The 11,566-nt window shown below is 76.4% G+C and carries 12 protein-coding genes; 9 read left to right on the top strand and 3 right to left on the bottom strand.

Going from position 1 to position 11,566, the window contains the following annotated elements:
- Positions 1–1,688: PAS domain-containing protein (locus AB6N23_RS08870; protein WP_412865723.1), on the top strand; the 1,688-nt coding region annotated here is incomplete at its 5' end.
- Positions 1,689–1,807: 119 nt separating this feature from the next.
- Here AB6N23_RS08870 and AB6N23_RS08865 read toward each other — a convergent pair.
- Together AB6N23_RS08865 and AB6N23_RS08860 are read right to left on the bottom strand one after the other, a co-directional pair.
- Positions 1,808–3,571 carry a DEAD/DEAH box helicase gene (locus tag AB6N23_RS08865; RefSeq protein WP_412865726.1) on the bottom strand — a complete coding sequence of 588 codons (1,764 nt, stop codon included), beginning with the start codon at positions 3,569–3,571 and terminating at the stop codon, positions 1,808–1,810.
- A gap of 252 nt (positions 3,572–3,823) precedes the next feature.
- Complete coding sequence (locus tag AB6N23_RS08860; RefSeq protein ID WP_412865722.1) at positions 3,824–4,240, bottom strand: CoA-binding protein; 417 nt, start codon at positions 4,238–4,240, stop codon at positions 3,824–3,826.
- A 209-nt stretch (positions 4,241–4,449) separates the two neighbouring features.
- On the opposite strand from AB6N23_RS08860, the gene AB6N23_RS08855 reads away from it, so the two are divergent.
- The 8 genes from AB6N23_RS08855 to AB6N23_RS08820 all read left to right on the top strand — a co-directional run bounded on the left by AB6N23_RS08855 (position 4,450) and on the right by AB6N23_RS08820 (position 10,583).
- The gene (locus tag AB6N23_RS08855; protein ID WP_412865721.1) at positions 4,450–5,049 is read left to right on the top strand and encodes a CDP-alcohol phosphatidyltransferase family protein; all 600 of its coding nucleotides are present in this window, start codon (positions 4,450–4,452) and stop codon (positions 5,047–5,049) included.
- Positions 5,046–6,038 carry a DUF881 domain-containing protein gene (locus AB6N23_RS08850; protein WP_412865720.1) on the top strand — a complete coding sequence of 331 codons (993 nt, stop codon included), beginning with the start codon at positions 5,046–5,048 and terminating at the stop codon, positions 6,036–6,038. The genes AB6N23_RS08855 and AB6N23_RS08850 overlap by 4 nt, the downstream gene beginning before the upstream one ends.
- Positions 6,035–6,367 carry a small basic family protein gene (locus AB6N23_RS08845; protein ID WP_136519984.1) on the top strand — a complete coding sequence of 111 codons (333 nt, stop codon included), beginning with the start codon at positions 6,035–6,037 and terminating at the stop codon, positions 6,365–6,367. Before AB6N23_RS08850 ends, AB6N23_RS08845 begins: the two co-directional genes overlap by 4 nt.
- A 59-nt stretch (positions 6,368–6,426) precedes the next feature.
- Positions 6,427–7,842 carry a DUF881 domain-containing protein gene (locus tag AB6N23_RS08840; protein WP_412865719.1) on the top strand — a complete coding sequence of 472 codons (1,416 nt, stop codon included), beginning with the start codon at positions 6,427–6,429 and terminating at the stop codon, positions 7,840–7,842.
- A 127-nt stretch (positions 7,843–7,969) separates the two neighbouring features.
- Positions 7,970–8,443, top strand: a complete 474-nt coding sequence (locus AB6N23_RS08835) for an FHA domain-containing protein (RefSeq protein ID WP_378205626.1) — start codon at positions 7,970–7,972, stop codon at positions 8,441–8,443.
- A 121-nt stretch (positions 8,444–8,564) separates the two neighbouring features.
- Positions 8,565–9,230 carry a transcriptional regulator FtsR gene (ftsR, locus tag AB6N23_RS08830; RefSeq protein WP_378205629.1) on the top strand — a complete coding sequence of 222 codons (666 nt, stop codon included), beginning with the start codon at positions 8,565–8,567 and terminating at the stop codon, positions 9,228–9,230.
- Positions 9,231–9,316: 86 nt separating this feature from the next.
- On the top strand, positions 9,317–9,841 hold the full coding sequence (locus AB6N23_RS08825) for a bifunctional nuclease family protein (protein WP_412865718.1): 525 nt from the start codon (positions 9,317–9,319) through the stop codon (positions 9,839–9,841).
- Positions 9,842–9,995: 154 nt separating this feature from the next.
- Entirely contained in the window at positions 9,996–10,583 is a 588-nt protein-coding gene (locus AB6N23_RS08820; RefSeq protein WP_412865717.1) for a MerR family transcriptional regulator, read from the top strand.
- Between the two features lie 146 nt (positions 10,584–10,729).
- On the opposite strand, the gene AB6N23_RS08815 is transcribed toward AB6N23_RS08820, so the two are convergent.
- Positions 10,730–11,497: a ParA family protein gene (locus AB6N23_RS08815; protein WP_412865716.1), complete on the bottom strand. Its 768-nt coding sequence runs from the start codon at positions 11,495–11,497 to the stop codon at positions 10,730–10,732.
- Positions 11,498–11,566 lie beyond the last annotated feature (69 nt).

Here is an 11,566-nt window from a genome sequence, read left to right as displayed (position 1 = left end):
GGCCCGGCCCGGACGCGCGCGAGGCGTGGTGGCGTGCGGTGGTCGACCCCGTGGAGGCCGCCGCCGAGCGCGGCGTCGCACCGGCGGCCGCGGCCCTGGGCCGTCTCGCGGACCTCACCGCCGCGCTCCAGCCGCACCCCGAGGCGCTCGAGCAGTCCGTCACGGTGCTCCGTGCGGTGGAGTGCCGCCAGGTGGAAGCGCTCTCCGAGGCACGCCGGCAGAACGCCCCGGCCGTCCGGCGTGCGGTGACCGACGTGCTGCTCGCGGTGACGAAGGGCTGCACCCGGGCCATGCTCGCGCGCAGCGGCCAGCTCGAGCGCACGATCGTCGACCAGTACGAGGTCGACATGGACCTGCTCCGCGGCGACGGGGCCAGCCCGCGCGCGCTCGGCTGGCTGCCGCGCGGCGTGCGGGGGCACGCGTGCCTCGGGCTCTGGGTGGGGTCGGACCGCGGCCCGGGCGACCGCGAGATGGAGATCGTCGGCGTGCACGACACCACCGGGACGCTGTCCCGCCTCGTGGGCGTCCGCACGACGGCCAGCCAGTTCCCGCCCGCGGCGCTGACGCGGGCGGGCACCGTGGGCTCGAACGAGCTGACGTTCGTCGTGCCCGTGACGTTCGGCGGCAGCGACTGGGGCCTGCTCGCGATCGACGGCGTCGTCGAGACCCGGTCCACCCAGCCGCGCGACCGCTTCAACCACTGGGCCGCGCTGCTGGCCGTCGCCCTCGACCAGGAGCGTCTGCTCGCGTCCCTGCGGGAGCAGCGCAAGGCGCTGGAGCAGGCGGCCGCGCGCGAGCGCGCGCTCGCCGACACCGTGCGCGAGAGCGAGGAGCGGTACGCGCTGGCGTCGATGGCCGCGCACGACGGCACGTGGGACTGGGACGTGTCCGCCGGCACCGTCTACTACTCGCCGCGCTGGAAGCAGACGCTCGGGTACGGCGACGAGGTGATCGGCGACCAGCCCGCCGAGTGGCTCGAGCGCGTGCACCCGGCCGACCGCGACGAGCTGTCCGCCGCCGTCGCCGCCCAGCTCGCGGGCTGCGGCACGCCGCTCGAGCTCGAGCACCGCGTCCGCACGTCGTCCGGCGACTACCGCTGGATGATGTGCCGCGCGGTCACCGTGCTGGACGACGCGGGGTGCCCGGCGCGGCTCGTCGGCACGCTCGTCGACGTGACCGAGCGCAAGGAGGCGGAGATCGCGCTCCAGCGGGACGCGCTGCACGACCCCGAGACGGGTCTGGTGAACCGCCTGCTCTTCCTGGACCGGCTCGGCGCGGCCCTGCTGCGCACCCGCCGGTCGCCGGCGTACGACTGCGCGCTCGCGCTGGTGCGCGTCGTCGAGCAGGCGCCGACGACCGGTCGGGAGCCCTCCGACGTCGCGCCCGACGTGCACCGGGAGGTCGTGCGCCAGCTGCGGCGCCCGCTGCGCGAGGGCGACACGACCGCGCGCATCGGCGAGGACGACTTCGCGGTGCTCGTCGACGACGTCGGCGCGGGCGGCATGCCCGACCGGCTCTCGGAGCTGCTGGAGCGCCTGCGCCGCGACATCGGTCCGCGCATCGCGATCGGCGTGCTCGGCAGCGTGCGCGGCATGCGCGACGTCGCCGACGTGCTGCGCGAGGCGGACATCGTGCTGCTGCGCGAGCAGACCCGGCCGGACCCGCTGCGGGGGACCGTCCTGCGCTGACGCGGCCCTCGCCGTCGGGCGGTACCGGGCGCCGGCCCTGGCGGCACGGGTGACCGCCGCGGGTGGCCCGGACGCAGCACGGCCCGGCCACCGTTCGGTGGCCGGGCCGTGCGTCAGGCTCAGGCGTGGGTGCGGTGCACCTTCTCGCCGCGGCTCGGGTGGTTGCGCGGGCCCGTGTCCACGCGGATGCGCAGCGGGCGGCCCGCGACGCGCGCGCGGCCGAGCTTGTCGACGGCCTCGGGCGTCAGGCCCGCGGGGATGTCGACGAGGGCGAACGTGTGGAAGATGTCGATCCGGCCGACCTCGGCGCCCTGCAGGCCGCCCTCGCCGGTGAGCGCTCCGACGAGCTGACCCGCCTGGACGCCGTCCCGGTGGCCGACGGCGACGCGGTAGCGCGGCCGCCCGCTCGGTCCGCCGGTGGTCGCACGCCGACGACCCGCCGGGGCGTGGCCGGCGCCGCCGGAGCGGCCGTCGTCAGGCGTCTCGCGAGCCCGGCGCACGGCGTCGTCGAGGTCCTCGACCTCGGAGCCGCGCGGCGCCGGGCCCTCGTCGCCGACCGCCAGGGCCGCTACGGCGGCGAGCAGGTCCGCGACGTCGACCTCGGGGTGCTCCGCGAGGTGCGTGCGCACGGCGTCCCGGTAGAGCTCGAGACGGCCGGCGTCCAGGCGCTCCGGCGTCCGGCCCAGCAGCTGCGCGACACGGTGCGCCGACACCTCCGCCGGGCTGGGGATCGTCGTCTCGACCAGCGGGGTGCGCGTCGTGCGCTCGATCTGGCGCAGCTTGCCGCGCTCCTGCGGCGTCACGAACGTCAGTGCGGCGCCCGTGCGGCCGGCGCGGCCGGTACGGCCGATGCGGTGCACGTAGGTCTCGGCCTCGCGCGGCACGTCCATGTTGACCACGAGGCCGATGCGCTCGACGTCGAGCCCGCGCGCCGCCACGTCGGTCGCGACGAGCACGTCGAGCGCGCCGGACCGCAGCCGCTCGACGATCCGCTCGCGGTCGGCCTGCGCGACGTCACCGGAGATGTGGGCGGCCGCGATCTGCCGCTGGATCAGCAGGTTGCCGACCTCCTCGGCCGCCTCGCGGGTCCGGACGAAGACGATCGCGGCGTCGGCGTCGCTCACGGCGAGCACCCGCGCCAGCGCACCGGCCTTGTGGCGGTGCGGGACGACCGCGTACGACTGCGACACGGCCGCGACCGTCGAGGACTGCCGTGCGACGGCGACCTCGACCGGCTTGACGAGGTGCTTCTCGGCGACGCGCCGGATCTGCGCGGGCATCGTCGCGGAGAACAGGGCGACCTGCCGCGGCGCGGGCGTCTGCGAGAGCACGCGGTCGACGTCCTCGGCGAAGCCCATCCGGAGCATCTCGTCCGCCTCGTCGAGCACGAGGAACCGGACGTCCTGCAGCTTCAGGGTGCCGCGGTCGAGGTGGTCGATCACGCGGCCGGGCGTGCCGACGACCACCTGGGCGCCGCGCGCGAGGGCGCGCTGCTGCGGCAGGTAGGGGGAGCCGCCGTACACGGCGACGACCTGCAGGCCCTCGCGGTGCTCGGCGAACGACGTGATGGCGTCGGCGACCTGCATCGCGAGCTCGCGCGTCGGCGTCAGGACGACGGCCTGCACGGCACGCAGCGACGGGTCGACGTTCTGCAGCAGCGGCAGGCCGAACGCCGCCGTCTTGCCGGTGCCGGTCTGCGCGACGCCGACGACGTCGCGGCCGTCGAGGAGGGCGGGGATCGTCTGCGCCTGGACGGGGGTCGGCGCCGTGAAGCCGAGGCCCGTGACGGCCGTGAGCAGCTCGTCGGACAGGCCGAGGTCGGCGAAGGACGTGACGGCGTCGGCGGCCGTCGCGTCGGAGGAGGGCAGGGGTGCGGACAGCATGGTGCTCAAAGGGAGACCGTTCGGTCGGAGGGGGGAGACGGGGCCGCCCGAAGGCGTCCTTCGACGTCGCTCACCCCGTGAAACCCACACTGGACCGCCGCTCGGGCGGTCCGACACGCATCGGCAGGACACGGCGGCCCGGGGGCTCGCCGTCCCGCGCGGGGACGCGACACGACTCCTGTTGTCCTGGACAGCCTACCCGCGACGGGGCCCGAGCGGACCGGCGGGCCGCGGTGACCTCTCGCACACGGGTCAGCCGAGGCCCCGGGCGCGCCCCTCGATCGCGGGGCAGCGGTCCATGACGACCGTCAGCCCGGCGGCACGCGCGCGGACGGCCGCCGCCTCGTCCACCACGCCCAGCTGCAGCCACACCGCCCGCGCACCGGCCGCGACCGCCTCGTCGACGACGCCCCCGGCGATGCGGCTGTTGACGAACACGTCCACGACGTCGGGCGGCTCGGCGAGGTCCGCGAGGCGGCGCACACCCGGGACGCCGTGCACCGTCGGCGCGCTCGGGTGCACCGGCACGACCGTGTGGCCGAGCCGCTGCAGGTACGCCGCGACGCCGTACGCGGCCCGCGCCGTGTTGGTCGACAGGCCGACCACGGCCCACGTGGCCGGCGTGCGCAGCAGCCGGTCCACGACCTGCGGGTCCACGGCGCGGCTCATCCCTCGAGCCTGCCACCCTCCCGCGGGCCGCGCCGTACGACGCCGGGTGGGTGACGCCGGCCGGGTGACGCGGCTCGGTGACGCGGCGCTGCGCGACGCCGCGACGTCGTGGCGTGTCGGTGTCGGTGTCGTGCCCTGCCGGGACGTCGCGGCCGGGCCGCGGGGCGCGTACGCATAGGATCACCGGCAGGACGAGGACGGGGGAGGGCGTGACGGACGAGCAGGCGGTCAGCACGCGCGTGCTCACCGTCCCCAACGTCATCAGCCTCGCACGGCTGCTGCTCGTGCCCGTGTTCGCGGTGCTCGTCGCGAACGGCGAGGACGCGTGGGCGCTCGTCGTGCTCGCCGTCTCCGGCGCGAGCGACTGGCTCGACGGCGTCGTCGCGCGGCGCATGCACCAGGTCACCCGGCTCGGTCAGATGCTGGACCCGGCGGCCGACCGCCTGTTCATCCTCGTCACGCTGCTCGGGCTCGCGTGGCGCGGCACGGTGCCGGTGTGGCTCGTCGTGGTGCTGGTCGCACGGGACGTCGTGCTGGCGGTGATGCTGCTCGTGCTGGCCCGCGCCGGGTACCCGCCGCTGCGGGTGCACCTCGCCGGCAAGGCCGGCACGCTCGTCCTCCTGTACGCCTTCCCGCTGCTGTTCCTGTCGCAGTGGCCGTCGGCGCTGGGGCAGGCCGCCGGCGTGCTCGGCTGGGCGTGCGCGCTGTGGGGCGTCGCCCTCTACTGGTTCGCCGGCGTGCTCTACCTGGCCCAGGCCGGCACGGTCCTGCGCGCCGACCGGCGGCGCGACCGGGCGACCGCGTCGTGAACCGTCGCCACGCGCAGCCCGGGCCGCACCGGCCGGCGGACGCGTCGATGACGCTCATCAACGAGACCTACCGGCGCCCGCTGGACCCCGGCTACCAGGAGGTCGCGGACCGCCGGCGTGCCGGCACCGCCCCGCGCCGCACCCGGCGCGGCGGCGCGGCGCTGCTCGTGCTGGCCGTCGCGCTCGGCGCGTTCGCGAGCTCGGCGGCCTCCGCGCTGCGCCGCCCGCCGCCCGCGGTGCTCGAGGCCCGGGCCCTCCTCGAGGCGGAGATCCGCGAGCGGACCGACCGCGCCGAGGCGCTGCGCGACGAGAACGCGCGCCTGTCGGCCGAGATCGCCGCGCTGCAGACCGCGGCGGCGTCGAGCGAGGACCCCGCGCTGCTCGCCCAGCTCCAGCAGGACGCGGTGCCCGGCGGGCGGGTGCCCGTCTCGGGGCCCGGCCTGCGGATCGTCCTCACCGACTGGGTGCCGGGCCCGGGCGAGGAGGAGAACCCCGACAACCGCGTCCAGGACGGCGACCTGCAGCTGCTCGCGAACGGCCTGTGGGCGGCAGGTGCGGAGGCGGTCGCGATCAACGGTGCCCGCCTCACGTCCACGACGGCGATCCGCGGTGCGGGCGCCGCGGTGCTGGTCGACATGCGGCCGCTCGGCAGCCCGTACACGGTCGAGGCCGTCGGGGACCCCTCCGGGCTGCAGACCGGCCTCGCGCGGGGGACCGCCGGGCAGCGGCTCGCGAGCCTGCGCCAGCAGTTCCGGATCGGGGTCCAGGTCACCGTGCAGGAGCGTCTGGAGCTGCCCGCCGCCGGGTCCCCGACGCTCCGGTCCGCCCGGGTCCTCGGCGACCCGGACGCCACGACGGCGTCCGGGTCGGCCCCGGCGCCGGGTCGTCGGGGCACCGCGGCCGGCCGGGGGACTGCTGCGGAGTCCCTTGGGCCGGTGACGGAGGATGTGGCAGTGTCGGGGCGTCCTGACGGAGGGGAGCGCTCGTGATCGCGGTGATCGGGCTCGTGCTCGGCGTCGTCGCCGGCCTGCTCATCGAGCCGACGGTGCCGGCGAACCTCCAGCCGTACCTGCCCATCGCGGTCGTGGCGGCGCTCGACGCGCTGTTCGGCGGCCTGCGCGCCTTCCTCGACGGCATCTTCGACGAGCGCGTCTTCCTCACGTCGTTCCTCTCGAACGTCGTGGTGGCCGCGCTCATCGTGTTCCTCGGCGACCAGCTCGGGGTCGGCTCGCAGATGACGACGGCCGTCATCGTCGTGCTCGGCATCCGCATCTTCTCCAACGCCGCGTCGATCCGACGCCACCTGTTCAAGGCATGACGACCGCGGACGACCGGCAGGACGCGGCGCCCGGGAGGGACGCCGGGGATGCCCCCGGCGTGACCGGCGACGCGTCGGACGCGACGCCCGCGGACCGGCCCCCGGGCGACCGGGTCGTGCCCACCGACGACGTCGTCGCGGCCGAGGGGCCCGACGCGGCCGGCGACCTCGGCGCCGACGACGCCGTGCCCCTGGCCCGGGCGGACGACCGCGACGCCCGCACCGCCGCGACGGACGACGCGCCCGCCATCGACCCCCGTGACCCCCTGGGCCTCGGCGACCTCGGGTGGGACGTGGCCGCCGGCGACGAGCGTGTGCGCGGCGAGGACCTCGTGGTCGACGACCGGCAGGTCGAGGGCCTCGCGCTCGACGACCCGGCACTCGACGACCCGGCGGTCGACGACCTCGCCGTCGACGGAGCCACGCCCGACGGAGCCACGCCCGACGGAGCCACACCCGACGGAGCCACGCCCGACGGACCCGCGCCCGACGGGCCAGGCCCGGTTGCCGTGGCCGCGGACGCCGCGCACCGGTCCGACGCGGCGGAGGTGGCGCACGAGCGCGGCGGCGTCGAGGCCCGGGAGGAGCCGCCGAGTACGTCGACGGTCGTCCCGCTCGCGGACCGGGCGCCGGACCTGCCGGACGACGCGGCGGTCGGCGCCCGGCGGGACGAGGACGTCGCCGCCGACGGCACGGGCGTGGTCCCGGTGGCCGCACCGCCGGAGCCCGTGCGGCACGAGCGCCCCCCGGGGGAGCGGTCGGCGTGGGCGCGGCTCGCGCACGCCATGCGACCGCGGACCACGGCCGGGCAGCTGCTCACGGCGGCGCTGTGCGCGCTGCTCGGCTTCGCGCTGGTCGTCCAGGTCCGCCAGACCACGGACACGCAGCTCGGCTCGCTCCGGCAGGACGACCTCGTACGGCTGCTGGACGAGACGACGACGCGCGCGGACGAGCTCGCGCAGGAGGCCGCGGACCTGCAGCGCGAGCACGACGAGCTCCTGTCCGGCTCCGACCGTCAGCAGGCGGCGCTCGACGCCGCACGCCGCAACGCGGCCACGCAGGGCATCCTCACCGGCCGGCTGCCGGCGACCGGTCCGGGCGTCCGGGTGACGCTCACCGAGACCTCGCCGAGCATCCGCGCCGCGACGATGCTGCACGTGCTCGAGGAGCTGCGGAACGCCGGTGCGGAGGCCATCCAGGTGAACGACCGGCGCGTGACGGCCAGCAGCGCGTTCACCGGTGCGCCCGGCGAGATCGTGCTGGACGGCGTGACGCTGTCGCCGCCGTACCGCTGGCTCGTCATCGGCGAGCCCGACACGATCGCCACGGCCCTCGAGATCCCCGGCGGGGCCGTCGCGAAGGTCCGCACGGACGGCGGGCGCGGCACCGTCGAGACGCTCGAGCGCGTCGACGTGACCGCGCTGCGCGAGCTGCCGGAGCCGGTGCACGCGACCCCGGTGCCGGACGGCGGCTGACCGCACGTCACTCGCCCAGGTGCTCACTGTGCTGCACGGACGTGCCGACACCACATAGGGTGAGACCCGCGACGGCTGGGTCGAGGCGGGAGCGTCGACGCGCCCGCGACCGACACGGGAGGTGCACATGAGCGACGATCGACCGGCTCCGGCCGGAGGGCTGCCGACGTACCGCGGCGACGGACCCGACACGACCGTCAGCTTCGGCTCGCTGGAACCCGTCGAGCAGGAGGCCCCCGCACGCGTGGGGCTGACGGCCGACGAGTCGGCCGCGGTGCAGGCCCTCCCGCCCACCTCGGCGCTGCTCATCATGCAGCGGGGGCCGAGCTCCGGGGCGCGGTTCCTGCTCGACGCGGAGCGCACGACGGCCGGCCGCAGCACGAGCGCCGACATCTTCCTCGACGACGTCACGGTGTCGCGCAAGCACGCGGACTTCGTCCGCGACGGCAACCAGTTCGTCGTCCGGGACATCGGCTCGCTGAACGGCACGTACGTGAACCGCACGCGCATCGACCAGGTCGTCCTGCGCGCGGGCGACGAGGTGCAGATCGGCAAGTACCGCATGACGTTCCACCCCAGCCCCCACCGTGACGCCTCCTGACGGCGCGGTCGCGCGGGCGGCGGCGCCGCGGACGGCTGCGCCTCGGACGGAGCCGCGCGGCGGGCAGCCGGCGGAGGCGGTCACCGAACCGTGGCCCCGAGGGCTGTCGCGGCGCGCGAGCATGCGCATCTCGGACGTCCTCGCGGCGCTGCGGCTCGAGTTCCCCGCCGTGACGACGTCCAAGCTGCGCTTCCTCGAGGAGCAGGGCCTGGTCGCGCCGGTGCGCACGCCGTCCGGGTACCGGCAGTACTCGCCGGCGGACGTCGAGCGGCTGCGGTTCGTGCTGCGCCAGCAGCGCGACCGCTACATGCCGCTCAAGGTCATCGGGGAGCGGCTGGCCGCCCTCGACGCCGGCGAGGAGGAGGACGAGGCGCCGCCGCGTGCCCGTCTCGCGACGAGCGACGGCGTGGCGCGGACGCCGGACCGGCTCACCGCGGAGCGCCTCGCGCAGGAGGCCCGCGTGCCGCCGGAGCTCGTGGACGACCTCGTCGCGCAGGGCGTGCTGCGCCCGGACCACCGCGGCGTCTTCGACGCGTGGGCCCGCGAGGTGGTGGTGGCTGCCGCGGCGCTGGCCGAGCACGGCATCGACCCGCGGCACCTGCGCACGTTCCGCGCCGCCGCCGACCGCCAGGCCGACCTCGTCGACCAGGTGGTCGCACCGTGGCGCGGGCAGCGCAGCGTGTCCGCCCGGGCGCGCGCCTCGACGCTGGCCGCCGAGGTGGGCGAGCTGTGCGCCCAGATGCAGACGGCGCTGCTGCGCTCCGCGGTCGCCGACCTCACTCCCTGACGGCACACGTGCCGAGCCGCTGCGCGCAGGACACGCGGTGCCGGTCTCGGGCAGACGCCGCCGCGAGCGCGTCGTAGCGTGGTGGCGTGTCCGAGGATCCCGAGCTGGTGCCCGTGGAGGTCGTCGGCGTGCGCACGCACCTGGCCGACGACGAGATCGTCGTGCTCCTGCTGGACCCGGACTCCGCGCTGCTCGTGCCGATCCTCATCGGCCCGACGGAGGCATCGGCCATCGCGTCCGCGCAGGCCGGCGTCGTGCCGCCGCGACCCATGACGCACGACCTGCTGCGGGACGCGCTCGTCGCGGCGGGCGCCCCGGTCGTGCACGTCGAGATCACGCGGCTCGAGGACGGCGTGTTCCACGCGGCGCTCGTGCTGCGCGGCGGGCAGCGGGTCGACTCGCGGGCGTCGGACGCGATCGCGGTCGCGCTGCGCTTCGACTGCCCGGTGCTGTGCTCCGCCGAGGTGGTGGCCGTGGCCGGCGTGGAGGTGCGGCCGGCGACGCGCGAGGAGGATCTCGCGCAGTTCCGCGAGTTCCTCGACCAGGTGTCGGCGGAGGACTTCGAGACCGGGCAGGAGCCGGGCGCCGAACCGGGTGGGCTCGACGTGTGAGGACCGGGGCGTCCACACCCTCGACCTCCACCTGAAGGTGAGACATGCGCGCGCGACACGCCGGGTCGGCTCGTTGCAGTCCTGTCGACGCAGGCCTAGCGTTGCAGGCAGATCGAGAAGAGCGCGCCCGCACCGCGGACGCCGAGGGAGGCCCGTGGTGAGCAACGAGACTGCCGAGAACTCCGGACCCGTCCCGCAGCGTGCGCAGGGCCTGCTGTTCGACGACGACCTCCCCGACCTCGACGTCGCGACGGGGTACCGCGGGCCGACCGCGTGCCGCGCCGCCGGCATCACCTACCGTCAGCTCGACTACTGGGCCCGCACCGGCCTGGTGGAGCCGTCGATCCGCCCCGCCACGGGCTCGGGCACCCAGCGGCTGTACAGCTTCCGGGACATCCTGGTGCTCAAGGTGGTCAAGCGGCTCCTGGACACGGGCGTGTCGCTGCAGCAGATCCGTGCGGCCGTCGGGCACCTGCGCGAGCGCGGCGTCGACGACCTCGCGCAGATCACGCTGATGTCCGACGGTGCCAGCGTCTACGAGTGCACGTCCGCCGACGAGGTCATCGACCTGGTGCAGGGCGGGCAGGGCGTGTTCGGCATCGCCGTCGGCCGCGTGTGGCGCGAGGTCGAGGGCACGCTCGCCGAGCTGCCGACCGAGCGCGCCGAGGACGAGGGCGCCGCGCCGGTGGCGAACCCGCACGACGAGCTCGCCCTGCGCCGCCAGGCGCGCACCGCCGGCTGACGCCGCACCAGCGACCCACCCGACGCCCGGCCGGAGCACCGGCCGGGCGTCGTCGTGCTCGGGCCCGCCCGGCGGCGTGCGCGTGCCGGGGCGACGACCCGGCCGACGTGACGGCGACGCGCCTCGGCGACCGGGGGAGAGGGCCGTCAGCGGCGCGGCGCCCGCAGAGCCCGCTCGAGCAGCTGGTCGAAGACGTCCGCGAGCTCCGCGGCGGCCGCACCCGGCCACGCGTGCACGGGCTGCGCCGCGCCCTGCGCCTGCTGCAGCGCCGCCCGCTCGGGGACGCTGGGGGAGAGGACCAGGGGACCGTAGAGCGTCTGCAGCTCCTGCAACCGGTACGCCTGCTCCACCGAGCGCGCGCGGACCCGGTTCACGGCGATGCCGAGCGGCTGCAGCCCGGGCGCGGCGGTACGGCGCAGCTCGTCGATCGTGCGCATCGCCCGGCCGACGGCCATGACCGCGAACAGGCCCGGCTCCGTCACCACGACCGCACGGTCGCAGGCGGTCAGGCCCGTGCGGGTCAGCCCGCCCAGCGACGGCGGGCAGTCGATGAGCACGAGGTCGTAGCCCGCCACCCAGGACAGCGCGTAGCGGAGGCGGTCGAGGTCGTCGTCGTCCACGCGGTCGTGCAGCACCGACCGCTCCGAGCCGACGAGGACGTCGAGGCCGCGGTCGGACCAGCTCGACGGTGCGGTCGCGGCCGCCACCGTGGCGTCGGACGGCGCGTCCAGCACGGACGCCACGTCGCCCGCGGCGGCACCGGCGGCGCCGAGCGCCATCGTCGAGTCCCCCTGCGGGTCGAGGTCGACGACGAGGGTGCGCACCCCGCGCTCGAGGGCGGCCGAGGCCAGCCCGAGCGTCACCGAGGTCTTGCCGACACCACCCTTGAGGCTGCACACACCGAGGACCAGCACGCGGCCACGGTAGTCGGGCGGCCGGTGCCGCACGAATCGCCGCGCGGCGCGCCGGTGCGTCGGCGCCAC

Source organism: Cellulomonas pasadenensis (assembly GCF_047229365.1).
Taxonomy (GTDB): Bacteria; Actinomycetota; Actinomycetes; order Actinomycetales; family Cellulomonadaceae; genus Cellulomonas.
This window is presented reverse-complemented; position numbering and strand designations above follow the sequence as displayed.

Bases quoted from the DNA above. Each gene is read 5' to 3' on its own strand.
- AB6N23_RS08865 (WP_412865726.1), bottom strand. From the start codon at position 3,571: ATGCTGTCCGCACCCCTGCCCTCCTCCGACGCGACGGCCGCCGACGCC.
- AB6N23_RS08860 (WP_412865722.1), bottom strand. From the start codon at position 4,240: ATGAGCCGCGCCGTGGACCCGCAGGTCGTGGACCGGCTGCTGCGCACG.
- AB6N23_RS08835 (WP_378205626.1), top strand. From the start codon at position 7,970: ATGAGCGACGATCGACCGGCTCCGGCCGGAGGGCTGCCGACGTACCGC.
- ftsR (WP_378205629.1), top strand. From the start codon at position 8,565: ATGCGCATCTCGGACGTCCTCGCGGCGCTGCGGCTCGAGTTCCCCGCC.